The organism is Allobosea lathyri (genome assembly GCF_900108245.1).
Taxonomy (GTDB): domain Bacteria; phylum Pseudomonadota; class Alphaproteobacteria; order Rhizobiales; family Beijerinckiaceae; genus Allobosea; species Allobosea lathyri.
Genome location: NZ_FNUY01000012.1, coordinates 63,835 through 80,785, shown reverse-complemented (window position 1 = coordinate 80,785; position 16,951 = coordinate 63,835). Strand labels below are relative to the sequence as shown.

General features: G+C 64.9%; 17 protein-coding genes and 1 pseudogene. 6 read left to right on the top strand and 12 right to left on the bottom strand.

The window, feature by feature from the left end:
* Positions 1 to 13: 13 nt before the first annotated feature.
* Entirely contained in the window at positions 14 to 421 is a 408-nt protein-coding gene (locus tag C4S73_RS23080; RefSeq protein WP_103875032.1) for a RidA family protein, read from the bottom strand.
* 174 nt (positions 422 to 595) lie between these two features.
* Between C4S73_RS23080 and C4S73_RS23075 the strand changes: the two genes are divergently transcribed.
* Positions 596 to 1,303, top strand: coding sequence for an AprI/Inh family metalloprotease inhibitor (locus C4S73_RS23075; protein ID WP_244595741.1), 708 nt, complete (start codon positions 596 to 598; stop codon positions 1,301 to 1,303).
* An 18-nt stretch (positions 1,304 to 1,321) separates the two neighbouring features.
* On the opposite strand, the gene C4S73_RS23070 is transcribed toward C4S73_RS23075, so the two are convergent.
* The gene (locus C4S73_RS23070; protein ID WP_160115885.1) at positions 1,322 to 1,924 is read right to left on the bottom strand and encodes a GNAT family N-acetyltransferase; all 603 of its coding nucleotides are present in this window, start codon (positions 1,922 to 1,924) and stop codon (positions 1,322 to 1,324) included.
* Between the two features lie 313 nt (positions 1,925 to 2,237).
* Between C4S73_RS23070 and C4S73_RS28955 the strand changes: the two genes are divergently transcribed.
* Entirely contained in the window at positions 2,238 to 2,888 is a 651-nt protein-coding gene (locus C4S73_RS28955) for a cold-shock protein (protein WP_103874944.1), read from the top strand.
* A 98-nt stretch (positions 2,889 to 2,986) separates the two neighbouring features.
* Here the strand turns inward: C4S73_RS28955 and C4S73_RS23060 are convergent, their stop codons facing one another.
* The 7 genes and pseudogenes from C4S73_RS23060 to C4S73_RS23030 form a co-directional block, all read right to left on the bottom strand.
* A complete protein-coding gene (locus tag C4S73_RS23060; RefSeq protein ID WP_103874943.1) occupies positions 2,987 to 3,529 on the bottom strand; it encodes an MOSC domain-containing protein in 543 nt (180 codons plus the stop codon).
* A 107-nt stretch (positions 3,530 to 3,636) separates the two neighbouring features.
* Positions 3,637 to 3,744 (bottom strand): annotated as a pseudogene (locus C4S73_RS28795) (Crp/Fnr family transcriptional regulator); the annotation flags it as partial.
* Between the two features lie 190 nt (positions 3,745 to 3,934).
* Positions 3,935 to 4,420 (bottom strand): bacterioferritin, encoded by a 486-nt coding sequence (gene bfr / locus C4S73_RS23050; RefSeq protein WP_103874942.1) that lies wholly within the window; start codon positions 4,418 to 4,420, stop codon positions 3,935 to 3,937.
* 105 nt (positions 4,421 to 4,525) lie between these two features.
* On the bottom strand, positions 4,526 to 4,813 hold the full coding sequence (locus C4S73_RS23045) for a (2Fe-2S)-binding protein (RefSeq protein WP_200828078.1): 288 nt from the start codon (positions 4,811 to 4,813) through the stop codon (positions 4,526 to 4,528).
* Positions 4,810 to 5,343: an iron response transcriptional regulator IrrA gene (gene irrA, locus C4S73_RS23040; protein WP_103874941.1), complete on the bottom strand. Its 534-nt coding sequence runs from the start codon at positions 5,341 to 5,343 to the stop codon at positions 4,810 to 4,812. Before irrA ends, C4S73_RS23045 begins: the two co-directional genes overlap by 4 nt.
* Before the next feature lie 147 nt (positions 5,344 to 5,490).
* The gene (locus C4S73_RS23035; protein ID WP_103874940.1) at positions 5,491 to 7,074 is read right to left on the bottom strand and encodes a DHA2 family efflux MFS transporter permease subunit; all 1,584 of its coding nucleotides are present in this window, start codon (positions 7,072 to 7,074) and stop codon (positions 5,491 to 5,493) included.
* A gap of 22 nt (positions 7,075 to 7,096) precedes the next feature.
* Positions 7,097 to 8,296 carry an HlyD family secretion protein gene (locus C4S73_RS23030; protein ID WP_103874939.1) on the bottom strand — a complete coding sequence of 400 codons (1,200 nt, stop codon included), beginning with the start codon at positions 8,294 to 8,296 and terminating at the stop codon, positions 7,097 to 7,099.
* Positions 8,297 to 8,439: 143 nt separating this feature from the next.
* Between C4S73_RS23030 and C4S73_RS23025 the strand changes: the two genes are divergently transcribed.
* The gene (locus tag C4S73_RS23025) at positions 8,440 to 9,102 is read left to right on the top strand and encodes a TetR/AcrR family transcriptional regulator (RefSeq protein ID WP_103874938.1); all 663 of its coding nucleotides are present in this window, start codon (positions 8,440 to 8,442) and stop codon (positions 9,100 to 9,102) included.
* Positions 9,103 to 9,124: 22 nt separating this feature from the next.
* Here the strand turns inward: C4S73_RS23025 and C4S73_RS23020 are convergent, their stop codons facing one another.
* Both C4S73_RS23020 and C4S73_RS23015 read right to left on the bottom strand, forming a co-directional pair.
* Entirely contained in the window at positions 9,125 to 10,033 is a 909-nt protein-coding gene (locus tag C4S73_RS23020) for a DMT family transporter (protein WP_425290368.1), read from the bottom strand.
* A gap of 387 nt (positions 10,034 to 10,420) precedes the next feature.
* The gene (locus tag C4S73_RS23015) at positions 10,421 to 11,455 is read right to left on the bottom strand and encodes an aspartate-semialdehyde dehydrogenase (protein WP_103874936.1); all 1,035 of its coding nucleotides are present in this window, start codon (positions 11,453 to 11,455) and stop codon (positions 10,421 to 10,423) included.
* 499 nt (positions 11,456 to 11,954) lie between these two features.
* Between C4S73_RS23015 and C4S73_RS23010 the strand changes: the two genes are divergently transcribed.
* The 3 genes from C4S73_RS23010 (at position 11,955) to C4S73_RS23000 (ending at position 14,225) form a co-directional block, all read left to right on the top strand.
* Positions 11,955 to 13,034 (top strand): hypothetical protein, encoded by a 1,080-nt coding sequence (locus C4S73_RS23010; protein ID WP_146071473.1) that lies wholly within the window; start codon positions 11,955 to 11,957, stop codon positions 13,032 to 13,034.
* Positions 13,035 to 13,059: 25 nt separating this feature from the next.
* On the top strand, positions 13,060 to 13,830 hold the full coding sequence (locus C4S73_RS23005; protein WP_146071472.1) for a hypothetical protein: 771 nt from the start codon (positions 13,060 to 13,062) through the stop codon (positions 13,828 to 13,830).
* Positions 13,831 to 13,919: 89 nt separating this feature from the next.
* Complete coding sequence (locus tag C4S73_RS23000; protein WP_103874933.1) at positions 13,920 to 14,225, top strand: hypothetical protein; 306 nt, start codon at positions 13,920 to 13,922, stop codon at positions 14,223 to 14,225.
* A 152-nt stretch (positions 14,226 to 14,377) separates the two neighbouring features.
* Here the strand turns inward: C4S73_RS23000 and C4S73_RS22995 are convergent, their stop codons facing one another.
* Positions 14,378 to 16,807: a transketolase-like TK C-terminal-containing protein gene (locus C4S73_RS22995; RefSeq protein WP_103874932.1), complete on the bottom strand. Its 2,430-nt coding sequence runs from the start codon at positions 16,805 to 16,807 to the stop codon at positions 14,378 to 14,380.
* Positions 16,808 to 16,951: the final 144 nt, after the last annotated feature.

Sequence of the window (16,951 nt, the reverse complement as noted above, 5' to 3'; positions counted from 1 at the left end):
CGTCGCGCCAACCTCACGCGCGCGGCGCCTTGCGCTTCTCCGGCGCCGCCGCGACGACCTCGATCTCGACCTTGAACTCCGGCAGCGTGAAGCCGGAGACGATCATCAGGGTCGAGGCCGGAGGCGGCGTGCCGACATGGGCATCCCGCGAATCCATGTAGGCCCTCATATGGGCGCGATCGGTCACATAGGCGTTGACGCGCACGATGTCGGCGAGGCCCATGCCGGACTCCGCCAGGATTGCCGCGATGTTGGCGAAGCACAGATCGGCCTGGGCGCCAGCGCTTTCGGGGATAGTGCCGTCTGCGGCAACGCCAAGCTGGCCCGAACAGAATACCAGTCGATGACCTATCGGCACCTCCACGCCATGGCTGTAGCGGGCGAAGGGCGGACGGATCGAGGCGGGCGCGAGGGATTTCATGTTGTTCTCCGGGCTGTCCTTGCAACTATGCATCGACAGCCCCAGCGGAACCAGATCATGCGCGGCGGGTTCGCAAATGACACGCCTTGAGCTAGATCATGCTCATGCCACGTTCACCGGACTGGCTTAAAAAGGGCGCATGCATTGCATGCTCACGATCGGAACGGACGCCGCATGACCACGAAGACCGCAACACCGGCCATGGCCTTGAAGGCTGCCGCCCTGCTGCCTCTGCTGGCGTTGACCGCTTGTGCGGGCTCGCAGCGCTTCGTCGGTCCAACCCAGGGCGGGCCGGTCTACACGCAGCCTCAGCTCCAATCGGCGCCCCCGATCAGCTCAGCCCCCGTCACCTCGGAACCCTTGCCACCTCCGGGCGGCTATCCCGTCGCCTCCGCGCCGCAGGGCGCGCCTGGCGGCTTGCCTCCGCAGGAGCCCTATTACGGGGGCAGCCCAGAGGCGCCGCAAGGCTCGGCGCTGCCGCCAGCCGAGCCGCGCTCGACGGAGGTTCCCACCCTGCGCGGCGGAAGCGGCCAGATCGCGACGCTGGGTGCCGGAGGCGGAGCGAGCGCCGGCGCCGGCTCCTCGCGCGGCGCAGTGACCTCGCGTGACAGCGTCATCGGCAACTGGACGGCGCGCGAAGCCACGGGCGGCTCGTGCCGCGTCCAGCTTTCGAGCTCGCCGACGCTCGACCTCTACCGCGCCAACGCGGCCGGCTGCGCCAATCGCGACCTGCAGAAGATCACGGCCTGGGATTACCGCGACGGCGAGGTTTATCTCTACCAGCAGGGCGGGACGGTGGTTGCCCGCCTGCGCACCAGCAGCGGCGGCGCCATGGACGGCGCGGTCACGAAGTCAGGCGCCGCGCTGTCTCTCAATCGCTGACAGCGTAAACGCGCGCCGTCACGCCCACCGAAAGGCGGGCGACCAGAACTGGCGCTGCAACGACAGGGCCAGCGTCGCGAAGCCCTTGGCATTGTCCAGGGCTTCGTCGAGAACGGTGAAGGGCGTCGGCCCGCCCGTGGCGATGACACCCTCGACATCGGCATAGCCGCCGACGAGATCGGCCTCGAACTTGCGCGCCAGCCGCCGCATCGCGACGTTCTCCGGCAGACAGGTCATGTAGAGCGTGCCGATGCCGCGATTACGGGCTGCCATGATCAGGCGGCTGAACAGCGTTTCGCCAAGCCCCCGCCTGCGCCACGCCTTCTCGACGCTGAAAGCAGCCTCGCCGGTCTGTGCGACGATGTCTTCCAAGCCACGCAGTTCGGCCGCGCCGCGCACCTCGCCAGCTTCGATATAGGCATAGACGAGCCCGCCCACCCCAAAGGTGGTGACGGCATAGTTTTCGAGGAATTCATCGTTCACGGCCGTGCCAAAGCGCTCGCGCCGCGTCACCGCGTCGAGCCTCAGCAAATGGGCCTTGAACAGATCGCGCTCCGCTGGCCAAAGCCGGCGGATTTCGCCTTGGCCGGTCACGATGCCGGCCTTCTTGGAACGAGCCACTATAATCATCTCCTGTAACAGCGCTGAGTGCCGCGCTACCCACCAGGAGGCGTATCTTCCCTAACTCACGGCTAGAGATGCGCCCTCGCAACTTGATTACAAGTGGCCAAATCTGCGGCATTTTCGTCCTCCGGGCCGGCTTGGATGCCATTTCCGGCCGGTCCGGACGGCTTCGAGCAAGCTGTGGACTCGCGCGAAAGCGCGCTGAGCGAACAGGAAAATCCATGAGATAATTTCGAGTTCGACCCCGATGACGACGCGCTTGGCTTCCGCTAGATTGCGCTCTCCCGGTCACTCCACACTTGAAGTCTCCATGTTCGATCGTCGCAAGCCTCCTGCCGCCCAGCCCTTCGTCACCCACGAAAATATCGAAGCCAAGGTTAAATGGTTCGACCCCGAAAAGGGGTTCGGTTTCGCGTCGCCGGCCGATGGCTCAGGCGACGTTTTCCTGCATATCTCCGCCATCGGCCCGCTCGACCAGCAGGACCTGCAGCCCGGCGCCACGATCATCGCCGATCTCGGCGAGGGTCGGCGCGGCCTCCAGGTCGTCGCTGTCCACGAGATCGACGCCTCCACCGCGACTCAGGCCGCTCCGCGCGCCGCCTTCTCGCCGCGCCCTCCCCGCGATGATTTCGGCGGTGGCGGATATGGCGGCGGCGGCGGTGGCGGCTATGCCGATCGTGGCAGCCGTGGCGGCTATAACGACCGCGGCGGCGATCGTGGCGGCTTCGGCGACCGCGACAATGCTCCGGTCGAAGGCCCCTATGACGGCGCCGTGAAGTTCTTCAACACCGAGCGCGGCTTCGGCTTCATCGCCCCCGATCGGGGCGGGCCGGACGTGTTCCTCCATGTCAGCTCGCTCGGCCGCAGCGGCCTGCAGCCGCCGATGGACGGGCAGCGCGTGCGCTTCTCGATCCGCGCCGGCAAGAAGGGACCCGAAGCAGCCAATGTCAGCTTCATCTGAAGCAACGGCCTGAGTTGCCTTCCAGGATCTGAGCTGCCTTACAAGATAAAGGCCCGCCACTGGCGGGCCTTTTTTGTGGGAGCAGTGGCCGCCCGCCGTCAGACCCTGTCGAGCGCGCGATGCGGCTCTGGCGGCAGCGTCAGTCCGATCGCGTCACCGGGACCGATATCGCCCCCTGCCAGCACGATCCCCATGATGCCGGCCTTGCGGATGATCCGGCCCTGGGCATCGCGTCCGACCACGGCGGCAAGTAATCCCGGCTGAAATGATTCGATCTGGGCACATGGGTTGCGCAGGCCCGTGATTTCCACCAGCGCCGTCGCGCCCAGATGCAATCGTGCACCGACCGGCAAAGCGAGCAGGTCGAGACCGCGTGTCAGCACATTCTCGCCCATCGCGCCGGGCGCAACCGAGAAGCCTTTCGCGTTCAGCTCGTCCAGCAATTCGGCGTGAAGCAGATGGACCTGCCGCAGATTCGGCTGTGTCGGATCGACCCTGACGCGCGAGCGATGCTTCACCGTCACGCCGCAATGCGCGTCGCCCTCGACGCCGAGCCCCTCCAGCAGGCGGATAGACAATAAGGGAGGCTTGCTGAAGCGATGCCCCGCGCCAGCGCAAACAGCGGCAATTGTCGGGGTCATGACGCCTTGGCTCCCTGGTGTTCGCTGCCGTTCCAACACGCCTTCGTCTTCCAGCGCAAGACCCTCGATCAGGCCTTGTGAGCTACGCCGCTTCCACGACCAGCATGTCAGGGGTGCTGTCGCCGGCGCCGTGCAAGCTCTCGATAGAGCGCCTCCGACGTGACGCCGATCTCGGACGCCAGGCGATGCCACTGGCCCTTCGGTGGCAGATCGCCCCTTAGCGAGACGCCGGAGCAGGTCACGAGCTATGCGCGTCTACGCGGCTATACGACGGGCGGGCCCGATCCGGCCGCCCGGCGCTGATACCCTGCCGGGCCTTGAGCCTCGCCTCGATGGGCATCGCAAAATAAAACGCCGGATCTGCCTGGCAGATCCGGCGCGATAAGCCGACAGTCGCGAAAAGGCTTAGTGGTCGCTCTCGAGCCCGCCCATATGCTTCTGCGTATAAAGTTCCAGGCCGATGCGCTGGATCAGCTCGAGCTGCGTCTCCAGGAAGTCGATATGGCCTTCCTCATCCTTCATCAGGGCCTTGAACAGCTCTTCGGTCGGATAATCGGCAACCTCGCGGCAATAGCCGGCGGCCTCCTGGTAAAGCGAGCGCGCTTCGAGCTCGGCCTTGAGATCGGCCTCGATCACTTCCTTGACGTTCTCGCCGATCCGCAGCGGATCGAGCGTCTGCATGTTGGGGAAGCCTTCGAGGAAGAGGATGCGGTCGACGAAGCGGTCGGCATGGACCATCTCCTCGATCGATTCCTTCTTCCAGGTCTTGGCCATCTCCTTCAGACCCCAATTGTCGAGGATCCGGTAATGCAGCCAATACTGGTTGATCGCGGTCAGCTCCGAGCGAAGCCCCCGGTTGAGATATTCGATGACTTTCTTGTCACCCTTCATGGCCGCGCTCCTTGGCACTACATTAGAATGATCCTAATGTATGGGGAGGTCGACTCGAAGGGAAGCGAAAAAGACGACCGGCCGACGATTTTCGCGCGCAACGTGTCAGGCTGCAGCGCGGTCCTCGGACAGATCGAGACCGTCCAGCATATGCCCGACGGAGACATGCACCGCGCATTCGATGTCGCGGCTGGCGCAGCTGCCGCACTGCGTCATGCAGGCCGCGCGGGCTTCCGCCAGGATCGCCCGCACCTCTCGGGCGCAGCGCCCGCAATCGGGGCTGCAGCCGAGGCAGTCATAAGCCTGCCCGGCCGTCACAGGTCCGCTGCCGTCAGGAGCGATGGTGCCCCTGATCTGCGTGCAGGAAATGACGTTGCAGGAACAGACGATCACGCGTGGTGGCTCACAACGCGCTTGGTCTCGACCTCCTCGCCGTCCAGGCGGCGCAGGCGCACGATGACCTCGACCGAGGAAATCATCATGCCCTCGGGCGCATCCGGCAGGCCGGCGACCTGGATGGTCGAGCCGGGAATATCGACGACCGTCTCATCATCCTCATTGTAGAAATGATGGTGCTCGGAGACATTGGTGTCGAAGAAAGTCTTCGGACCGGAGACCGACACCTGGCGCAGCAGACCGGCTTCCGAGAACTGGCGCAGCGTGTTGTAGACCGTTGCCAGCGAGAGCGGCTCGCGGGCGCGAATGGCCTCTTCGTACAGCATCTCGGCGCTGACATGGCGGTCGCCCTTGGCGAAGAGCAGCCAGCCCAGAGCCATGCGCTGGCGTGTCGGGCGCAGGCCCGCAGTGCGCAGGCGCGCTTTGACCGCGCTGATCGGGCAGGATGTCGGGCTTTTCTGCGGCCACGGAATATGGTCCGCGGCGACGCGGGGCTGATCCTGATCCTTGACGGACAAAACGCTCATCAAAACGCCTTCCAACAATACCGGTTCCCCCGGCCACGCAGTTTAGAAAATATCTAAACTACTGATATTGTTGTTATATTTGTCGCAAAGGCAGTCCAATGTCAATCTTCGCGGGTGCGACATGACGTCAGTCGTCCCCAGCTTGCGTCAGTGTCCCGCCCCTGCCGGAGCCGCCGCTGGCGGCTTGCGCATGAACAGCGCCAGCAGCACGAGGCTGCCGAAGATCACGGTCAGAGCGAGGAAGACATCGCCGAAGGCCATGATCAGCGCCTGCTTGTGAGCGCGCTGATTCAGCAGGGCCAGCGCCATCGACTCGGCGGCATCGCCGTAACCGGCGAAGCGCTGCATCATCGACGCAAGGTTCTCCTCCGCGATCTGGCGGCCGGCGGAGACTGCTTCATGCAGCCGCGTGATGTGCAGGTCGGTCCGCGTATTCAGCATCGTGTTGATCACGGCCAGCCCCACCGCGCCGCCGAGATTGCGGGTCAGGTTATAGAGGCCCGACGCGTTCTTGAGCTGGTGCGGCGGCAGCGTGCCGAGCGCGAGATTGTTGATCGGCACCATGCACAGCATCAGCGAGACGCCGCGCAGGATCTGCGGAATCAGGAGCTCGTGGAAATCCCAATCGGCGGTGATTCCAGTCGCGATATAGGTGCCCAGCGCAAAACCGGCGAAGCCGATCATCATCTGAATGCGCGGGTCGATCTTCTGCGAAAGCTTGCCCGCGATCGGCGCCGTCAGGAACATGCACAGGCCGGTGACGAACATGGTCTCGCCAATCATCAGCGCGTCATAGCCGCGGATGCGCCCGAGATAGACGGGGTAGAGATAGGTCAGCCCATAAAGCCCGATGCCCATGCAAAACGAGAACAGCGAGCCGAAGGCGAAGTTGCGATCCGAGAAGGCGCGCAGATCGACCAGCGGATCGTCGCGCGTCAGCGCCCGCCAGAAGAACAGCACGGCGCCCGCGACCATGACGAACGAGAAGAACACGATCTCATGGCTCTCGAACCAGTCGAGCCGCGTGCCTTCCTCCAGCACATATTCGAGACTGCCAAGGAAGGCCGCCATGCCGGCGAGGCCCAGCCAGTCGAAGCGCTTCAGGAGCCCGGCCTGAGGCTTGTCAAAATCGATCAGGGTCCAGGCCGCGATCGTGACGCAGATGCCCGGAACGACATTGACCAGGAAGAGCCAGTGCCAGGAAAAGGCATGGCTGAGATAGCCGCCAACGGTGGGGCCGATGGTCGGGGCCAGCGTCGCGACGAGCCCGATGATCGGCGAGACGATCGGCCGCTTCGAAGCCGGAAAGATAGTGAAGGCGGCCGCGAAGACGCCGGGAATCATGCCGCCGCCGATGAAGCCCTGGACCGCGCGCCACAGGATCATCTCGTTGATCGAGGACGATGTCGCGCACAGGATGCTGGCGATGGTGAATCCACCGGCCGCAATCGAGAAGAAGACCCGCGTCGAGAGCGCCCGGCTCAGATAGCCCGATAGCGGGATCATGATCACTTCGGCGATCAGATAGGCTGTCTGGACCCAGGCAATCTCGTCCGACGAAGCCGACAGGCCGGCCTGAATCTCGGCCAGCGAGGCCGAGACGATCTGGATGTCCAGGATCGCCATGAACATGCCGAAGACCATCGCGATGAACGCGAAGATCCGGCGCCTCGGAATAGCGTCCTCGGCCGGCGGAACGCCGGCTGCGCTGGTCAGGGTGGCGGTGGCCATGACGGCCTCCTTTGGAGGGCGCTCAGTGCTGTGCGGCGGCGCGCGGATCGATCTTGACGACGACCGACATGCCGGGCCGCAAGACGTGCTTGCCAGCCGATTCAGGATCGAGCGCGATACGCACCGGCACCCGCTGGACGATCTTGGTGAAATTGCCGGTCGCATTGTCGGGCGGCAGCAGCGTGAAGACCGAGCCGGTGCCACCGGCGATGCCGCTGACGGTGCCCTTGAACACCTGATCCGGCAGCGCGTCGACCGTGATCGTGGCCTTGTCGCCGATCTTCAGCGGGCCGACCTGCGTCTCCTTGAAATTCGCATCGACATAGACCTTGTCGAGCGGAACGATCGACATCAGCCGTTTGCCGGCGCTGACGAGATCGCCCAGCTGGACATTGGTGTTGGCGATGAGCCCGTCGATCGGCGCGGCGACCCTGGTGAAGGTCAGATCGCGCTCGGCCTTCTGTTCGGCGACCTTGAGCTCGTCGGCCTGGCGTGCGGCTTCGTTGCGCTGGGCCTTGAGCACTTCGATATTGGCTTGCGCGGCGGTGACGCCGGCCTGCGAGCTGACGAGCGCCGCGCGCGCCCGGTCGCGAGCGGCGGTGGCGGCATCCAGGGTCGCCTGCGAGCCATAGGATTTGGCGGCGAGGCTGTTGGCGCGGTCGAAATCGGCGATGGTCCGCGTCACATCGGCCTGCGCCGAATTCTGCTGAGCCTGGGCCTGCAGCAGGCTGGCCCGGCCGGACTCGATCTGGCTGTCGATACGCAGCAGCGTGGCGGCGGCAGTGGCGCTCTTGGCCCTGGCGCTGTCAAGCGCGATGCGCCAATCGCCATCGTCGAGCGCGACCAGCGGCTGCCCGGCCTTGACCTCCTGGTTCTGGGTCACGGAGATCGTTGCGATATTGGCAGCGAGCTTGGCCGAGATCGTCGCCATCTCCGCGCCGACATAAGCGTCGTCGGTCGAGACGATGAAGCGGCCATTGCGCCACCAGTCGACGCCGAACCAGAGGCCGGTTCCCACCGCAGCCGTCGCGAGCAGCATCAGGCCGGCACGGCGCAGGCCGCTGCGCTTGCCAGCGGGCTGGGCGGGCTTCTCGGCCGCTTCGGCTGGACGGTCATCCTTCTGGCGCGCGTGAGCCGGAGGCTGCGCGGTCTCCAGGGTCGGGTCGACCAGCTTCAGCCGGTCGCGACGAGGCTGAGTATCGGGGATGCTCTCGGCAGACATGATAGGTCCTGACGAATTGAATTCGAACCAGCGGGTTCGATTTCAGTTGAAATAGCTCTGCCGATGACGCATATCAAGTGAAATCGAACCAGCCGGTTCGATTATTTTTTGAGCGACCCCACTCGAGTGGGGTATAAGAGACCATGACCGATATTGCTGAGCCCCCCGTTAAGCAGGCACGCCGCAATCGCCGCATTGCGGGCACCGATCCCGACAAGCGCCGGCAGATTCTCGATGGCGCGCTGGACGTCTTCAAGGCGCGGGGCTTCGACGCCGCCAGCATGAACGACATCGCTGCTGCCGCGAATGTCTCGAAAGGCACGCTTTATGTGTATTTCGAGGACAAGGAGCACCTCTTTGTCGCGCTGATCGAGCGTGAGCGCGAGGCCCAGAAGCGCGGCGCCTTCGAAGCGCTCGACGAAGATCCAGATCTCGCGCATGCGCTGTCGAATTTCGGCGAGCGGCTGCTGCGCCTCCTGGTCAGCGACTTCGCCCTCAGCGCTCACCGCATCGTGATCGGCGTCGCCGAACGCATGCCGGAGCTCGGCCGCGAATTCTACGAGAACGGGCCGATGCAGGGCGCACGGCGCATCGCCGATTATCTCGACCGCAAGGTGGCTCAGGGCCAGCTGGAGATCGACGATACTGCGCTGGCGGCCGTGCAGTTCCTCGACCTGTGCCAGGCGACGCTGCTGCGCCCGCGCCTGTTCAATGCGGTGCGCAAGCCGCCATCGGAAGCCGAGATCGCCCGGGTGGTGGCCTCCGCCGTCGAGATGTTCCTGGCGCGCTACGCGACGCGGCGGTGAAAACCGGAACGCCGATCCAGCATCACGCCTTGATCAGACGTGCCCGGATGCGCTCGCGATGGGCTGTGTAGAGACCCGAACCCGCAATGATCACCGCGCCGACCAGCGTCCAGATATCGGGCAGGACCGCAAACAGGAAATACCCGAACAGCGAGGCCCAGAGCAGCTGCGCATAAGAGAACGGCGCCAGCAGCGAGGCATCCGCATGGCGATAGGCCAGGATCAGGAGCCAATGGCCGATGGTCGAGGCGATGCCGATGAACATGCCGATCAGGATGGTCTGGCCTGAAAGCGGCTGCCATTGCAGCGGCAGCATCGCGGTCAGGATGATGAAGCCGACGATCGCCGAATAGGCCAAGGTGGTGATCGGGTTCTCGGTCGTGCTCATCATGCGGGTCATGATCAGCCCGAAGGCCCAGCTCAGCGCCGAGACAACCGGCAGCAGCGACGCCAGTTGAAAACCGGCACCGCCCGGACGCACCACGATCAGAACCCCCACAAGCCCGACCAGAGTCGCCAGCCAGCGCCGCCAGCCCACCGTTTCGCCGAGCAGCGGGATGGAAAGCGCGGTGACGAAGAGCGGCGTGACGAAGCTCGTCGCCGTCGCATCCGCAATCGCCAGATATTTCAGCGACGAGACGAACAGGATGGAGGAGGCGACGACGCCGAGACCGCGCAGGACCTGCAGCACCGGGCGCTTCGTGCGCAACCGCGCCTTGCCCGTGCGAAAGGCGATCGCGAGGATGATCGCGAGAAACGCGCAATAGCGCAGCCAGGTGATCTGCAGCGCCGGCACATGGTCGGCAAGATATTTCGACGCGACGTCCGACGTGGTGAAGAAGCAGGTCGTGAGCAGGATCAGCCCGATGCCTCGAAAGACATTGTCCCGCCGCGGCGGCCCCGGCGGCATGGTCTCGACGCGCAGCGGCACGGGCATTTCGGAGGGAATGGGGCGGGGCAAGGGACTGGCACGTCGTGATGATCCCGAACGCTAGCAGATTCGACGCGCAACCGCCGCGCAAAGGCGGCACGGCGCCCATGCGCGGGCGCGACGGGAAACCACTGGCAGATGTCAAAGAATTCGAGCCCTCATCCTGAGGAGCCGCGAAGCGGCGTTTCGAAGGATGGTCCAGCTGTCGCAGGAGCCTCCTGAAGCATCCTTCGAGACGCCATCCTCGGCGAATAGCTCCTCAGGATGAGGGCTGAGGGCAATCTCGACGCATCTCTGAGACCCAAGAAGCGCGCCGAGGAAACGGCGAATATGAAAAAGGCGGGCACGCGGCCCGCCTTTATAAAACAACAGCGCCGTCCGGCAGCCTCAGGCGGCCTGCTTGCGCGGCTGGATCAGCTTGCGGTTGACCAGCACTTCCGCGATCTGCACCGCGTTCAGCGCCGCGCCCTTGCGCAGATTGTCGGAGACGCACCAGAAGGCGAGCCCGTTCTCGACCGTATTGTCCTCGCGGATGCGAGAGATATAGGTCGCGTCCTCGCCGGCCGCCTCATGAGGCGTGATGTAGCCGCCGGGCTCGTGCTTATCGATCACCAGCACGCCAGGCGAGGTCCTCAGCAGCTCGCGCGCCTCATCGGCCGTGACCGGCTTCTCGCACTCGATGTTGACGCTCTCGGAATGGCTGACGAAGACCGGCACGCGCACGCAGGTCGCGGTCAGCTTGATCTTGGGATCGAGGATCTTCTTCGTCTCCGCCATCATCTTCCACTCTTCCTTGGTGAAGCCGTCCTCCATGAAGACGTCGATCTGCGGAATGAGGTTGAAGGCGATGCGCTTGGGGAACTTCTTGGTCACCATCTCGCCGGCGGCAAAGATCGAGCGCGTCTGGTTGAAGAGCTCATCCATCGCCTCCTTGCCGGCGCCAGAGACCGACTGATAGGTCGAGACGACGACGCGCTTGATCACATACTTGTCGTGCAGCGGCTTCAGCGCCACCACGAGCTGCGCGGTCGAGCAGTTCGGATTGGCGATGATGTTCATCTTGGTGAAACCGGCAGCGGCTGCTGCATTCACCTCGGGAACGATCAGCGGCACGTCGGGGTGCATGCGCCAGGCCGAGGAGTTGTCGATCACGACGCAGCCCTGCGCGCCGATCTTGGGCGACCATTCCTTGGACACCTCGCCGCCGGCCGACATCAGGCAGATATCGGTGTCGGAGAAGTCGTAATGCTCGAGCGCCTTCACCTTCAGCGTCCTGTCGCCGAAGGAGACCTCCGTCCCGATCGAGCGGGAGGATGCGAGCGCCACGACTTCGCTGACCGGGAAGGCGCGCTCGGCCAGGATGTCGAGCATCTCGTGGCCCACATTGCCGGTGGCGCCGACGATCGCGACCTTGAAGCTCATTGTGATGTTCCTTTTGGATGAAACCCGTTTGGTCTCCCCCGGGGATGCCGGCCCGCGCATCGCATCTGGCGGGTTTGGCGGACTACCCCCGCCGGGGGGGGAGGGCCCGGAACCGAGGCGAAGCGTCAGCGCGACGTAACCGTTTTACCGGTCGTCGTTTTGGTCGTGCGTTTCGTCGTAAGACGGACAGTCACAGGGCCAATCCCGAAGGGCTGAAACATTCGCGGCGGCGCCCGAGGGTTCTCCCGCGCGCCACGCCCGTCTCAGAACACCCGCGGCGACGAAAAGTCAATCTCCCCGCAAGACCTGCGCATGACCCGGTCCGGACGGTCAGATCTTCATGGCTCCTCACATTAACCCTGCTTCTTGACCGGCCGTTCACGCTGCCCGCCGATTCCCGCCGCGCGGTAACGCGACAGCGACGCCCGCTCCAGCACGATGCAGTCGAGTATGAGTGGACGGTCGCGCCTGGCGCGACGCTGGAGTTCGGGTGCAGGTCGTGTCGGGTCATATTCCATCGCTTCTGCTTACGCGGATCAGGCTGCTGCTCAGGCTGCTGGCTCGGGATATCGCGCGTCTGGCGGGCAAGGCTCGCTCACAGTTTGCGAAAGCCGATCTGGCCGGCGCGCTGATCCGGGTCGCCGACATGATCGAAGCCGGCTTTACGTTGATCTTGCGTGGCCTCGCTGCCCTGGCGAGGCGCCGGGGCCTGAGCCTGACAGGTGGCCTTCTCTGGCGCAGTGTCGCCGCGATGAGCGGGATCGGCCTGGCGGCCGCACTCGTGACCGGGCTCTCGGCCAATGGCGGCGAGGCGACGCTGGCCAGCCTCTCCGTTCAGCCGGAGCAGGAGGTCCACCCCGTTCGCGACGTGCGCCGGGACCCACGCCATCTGCCCGGCGGCGCCGACAGCTGGGTCAGGATCGAACGCCCCATCGCCATGTTCGGGCTGCAATCGCCGGAGCTCGACCGCGAACCGACAACCTACGAGGCACGCCGGAACCAGGATGGTTCGCGGCGCGAGGATGTCTTGGCTTTTGGCGCCTTCGCCGAGGAGAAGCCGCATCTCCTGCTGCGCCTCCAGGTGGAGCATCGAGGCGGCGATCAGCCCCATTCCTTCATGATCGCGCTGGTGCGCGAGGCCGCCGCGCGCGGCATGGCGGTTCAGCGCAGCAGCGCCCCGATCGCGATCCAGACGCGGTTCGGCCCCGCCGAAACCACCGACACCGTGCTGAGCGATGGCGCAGTCGACCGGACCTGCATCGCCTTCCGGATGAGCCCAGGCTCCGTGCCGCTCGCCATGAGCGGCTGGTGGTGCGGCGCGGCGAAACCCGCCGACAGGCAGCAGCTGATCTGCCTGATCGATCGGCTCGACCTGCTCAATGCCGGCGACGACAATGTTCTTCGCAGCGAGTTCGCCAGAACCGAAACGAACCGCCAGCCGGCCTGCGCACCGCAACGGCTTTCAGCCACCGGTCGCAAGGTCTCCTGGCTCGATGCGGACGGCACGGCGCCAGCCTTGCGCACGAAAAGCGCGGCTGTCGCCGAGCCGGCCAAGCCGAAATCGAGCGCCAAGCGGTAACATGCCGGAGACGAGACTGCAGACCATGTCGATCATTGGCGCGACCGGCCGCGTCGCCATGGGCACGGCGCGCTTTTTCTTCCTGTTCCTGGGCGCGCTGGTCTTTCTGCTCGTCCTGCTGGTCGGCTGGTGGCTCTCACGCAATGTCTCGACAATCAGCAATGGCCAGCCCACGATCTCATGGGCTGTCGAGCCGCTCGCGAGCGGCAGGGCAGCGCCGCTGATCGCGACCCACCCCGCCCGCGGACGCGAGGAAGGCTGGCTGTTCGGTGGCCCCGGCACCGGCCAGGCCTTCGCAGCCATGGTGCTGGCCGAGCCGAGCGAAAGCGGACACCCCTTTACCCTGAACTCGCCGGTTTTCTGGCAGTTTGACGCCTTGCGCGTGCTGTCGCCGCGGATCGGCGGCCCGCATTACGAGATGACCACCCGCTGGGGCCGCTTTACGGGGCGCGACCTTATCTATCGCGAGAACGACGGGCGCACCCGAACCTGCATTGCATTCCGCAACGCTTTCGAGACCTCCGAATTCGCGCTCGGTGGTTTCTATTGCGCGGCCGGCCTGCAGACCGCAGATGCCGGACCCCTTGCCTGCATGATCGATCGCCTGAAACTTCAGCAGGGCGAGCGCAAATCGCCGGCGCTGGCCTATCTCGCTGCCCGGGCCACGAAGGCGCCGACTTGCTCGAACTCGACGTTCTATCCATCGGGCACGCGCCAGGTCGTCCGCGATCGCAATGGTGGCGTCGTCCGGATGAACGGCCGCTCGGGCGAAGCGTTTCCGCTGTGGTCGAACTGACAAAATCGTTAACTACGGTAGGCTAGGCTTCAACCAGCCCTTCTCGTACTTATATTCAGCGGGTCGCCGCTTTTTTTGGAGTCGTCGTCATGCTTTCGCTCAAGCGCCTCGCAGCCGTTCTCGCCGTATCGATGGCGGCGTCGACCGTCATGGCCACCCTGGCGGAGGCCCAGAGCCGCCGCGGGCCGCTGCGGATCACCGTGCAGAAGCGCAGCTATTTCGATATGGGCAACGTCGTCCCGGTCGGGTCGATGAACCAGTATGCCAGCCAGCATTTCACCACCTCGCCGGTCTATGCCAGCACGGCCGAGTTCTACGGCGAAGGCGTCCTGCCCGCCCGCATCGGCGCGGGCCGCAACCCGTTCGCCAATACCTTCGCGACCCCGCGCTTCTGACGTCTTCCGTTGTCGCGCCCCGGGCATCTCGGTGAGACGACAACGTTCCCGCGTCATGCTCGCCCTTGGGCGAGCATTTTCGTTTTGAACGCGATCTTCGCTCTGGGTGCGATCGACATGGTCGGCACGCCGCCGACCATGCTTGGCGCCTGTTACGGCAGCGCCTTGAGATAGCGCACCGGCCGGCCCGGAGCTGCAGCTTGCGCCGCGTGCACGATCGCATTCGCATCGATACCGAAATGCCGGTAGAGGTCGGCAACCGTTCCGGTCTGGCCGAAATGCTCGACGCCGAGCGCCTTCTGCCTGTGGCCGTGCACGCTGCCGAGCCAGGCCAGTGTCGCCGGATGGCCGTCCAGCACGGAGACGATCCCGCAATCACGTGACAAATCCCCGAGCAGGCGCTCGATATGGCTGGTCGCCTGATGGTTGCCGCGCTGGCGCGCTCGCTCGGCGGCCTGCCAGCCGGCATTGAGCCGGTCAGCCGAGGTGATGGCGAGCAGGCCGACATCGCGCCGATCCTCACCGAGCAGCCCCACGGCCTCGATCGCTTCTGCCGCGACGGCGCCGGTATAGGCGATCACCACCGAGGCGTTGGGGCCGGGCTTGCGCAGCCAGTAGGCCCCGTCGATGATCTCGCCCTCCAGCTCCGGCGTCATCACACGCTGGGGCTGTTCGAGCTGGAGCGTCGAGAGCCGGAGATAGACCGAGCCGCCGGTCTCGTCGCGCAGCCAGGTGCGCTCGTCGGGGTCGCCCTCGCCGTCCTTCTGCAGGTAGTCGAAGGACCAGCGCATCATCACGGCGAGTTCGTCGACGAAGGCCGGCTCGAAAGCGCAAAGCCCATCCTGCGACATGCCGATCAGCGGCGTCGCGATCGACTGATGCGCCCCGCCTTCTGGCGCCAGCGTCACGCCGGAGGGCGTCGCCACCACCATGAAGCGCGCATCCTGGTAGCAGGCATAGTTCAGCGCATCGAGGCCGCGCGAGATGAACGGGTCGTAGAGCGTGCCGATCGGGATCAGCCGCTCGCCGAAGATCGAATGCGACAGGCCCAGCGCCGAGAGGTTGATGAACAGGTTCATCTCGGCGATGCCGAGCTCGACATGCTGTCCCTTGGGAGAGAACTCCCATTTCTGCATCGAGGGGATGCGCTCGTCCTTGAAAGTGTCCGCCATCGAGGCCTTGGCGAACAGGCCGCGCCGGTTCACCCACGGCCCGAGATTGGTCGAAACCGTGACGTCGGGCGCCGTCGTGACGATGCGGTCGGCCAGCGGGCCGCCGCGCTTGGCGATGTCGTCGAGCACCTTCCCGAAGCCCATCTGCGTCGACATCGTCGCTTGGATGCCCGCGTCGAGCTTTTCGGGCACCGGCAGCCGCGGCGCGCTGAAGCGCCGGCGTCCCTCGGAGAAGAACGGCACCTTGTCGAGGAAGGTGCGGATCTCGGCCTCCGACAGGTCGAGCCCCTCGAACAGATCCCACTCATGCCCCGCACGGACCGCATTGGCGGTCTTGAAGCCTTCCATCTGCTCCTTGGTCATCAACCCCGCATGGTTGTCCTTATGCCCGGCAAGCGGCAGGCCGAATCCCTTGACGGTGTAGGCGAGGAAACAGACCGGCCGGTCGTGATCAACAGCCTCGAAGGCTTCGAGGATGGATGGCAGATCGTGCCCGCCGAGATTGCACATCAGCTTCGAAAGTTCGGCATCGCTGCGCTTCTCGATCAGCTTGGTGACCGGGCCCTGATCGCCGAGATCGTCCATCAGGCGCTTGCGCCAGGCCGCACCGCCCTGGAAGGTCAGCGCCGAATAGAGCTGGTTCGGGCAGGAATCGATCCAGGCCTTGAGGCGCTCGCCACCCTTCTCCCTGAAGGCGGCCTGCTGCAGCGAACCGTATTTCAGCGTGACGACGTCCCAGCCGAAATTCTTGAACATCTGCTCGAAGCGGTCGTAGAGCCCCTCGCGAATGACCGCGTCGAGCGACTGGCGGTTGTAGTCGATCACCCACCAGGTGTTGCGCAGGCCGTGCTTCCAGCCCTCCATCAGGGCCTCGAAGATGTTGCCCTCGTCGAGTTCGGCATCGCCGATCAGCGCGACCATGCGCCCGTCCGGCCGGTCCCCGCCCCAGCCATGCGCCTTCACATAATCCTGCGTGAGCGAGGAGAAGAGCGTCTGCGCGACACCCAGGCCCACCGAGCCGGTCGAGAAATCGACATCGTCGATATCCTTGGTGCGTGAGGGATAGCTTTGCGCGCCCTTGTAGCCGCGGAAATTTTCCAGCTTCTCTCGCGTCTGCAACCCCATCAGATAGTTGATGGCATGGAAGATCGGAGAGGCATGCGGCTTCACGGCGACCCGATCCTGCGGGCGCAGCGCGGCCATGTAGAGCGCGGTCATGATCGTGCAGAGCGAGGCCGAAGACGCCTGGTGCCCGCCTACCTTCATGCCATCATCGCTGGCGCGGATATGATTGGCGTTGTGGATCGTCCAGGACGCGAGCCAGAGGATCTTCTTCTCGAGCTCGGCAAGGACGGGCAGGCGCGAATCATGGGGCAAGCGCGAATCATGGGGCAGGCGAGGATCGGACATCGAAAAGCTCCAGCGAAGTTTCGATCATGCACGAATGCGCGAGCATTATGAGCCAAAGATCAGTTCGCCGGCATCCCATCTTGGCGATTTCTACCAAACTCAGGGCTCACAGCGCGAGGAAACACCAGCGCGGACGATATGCCC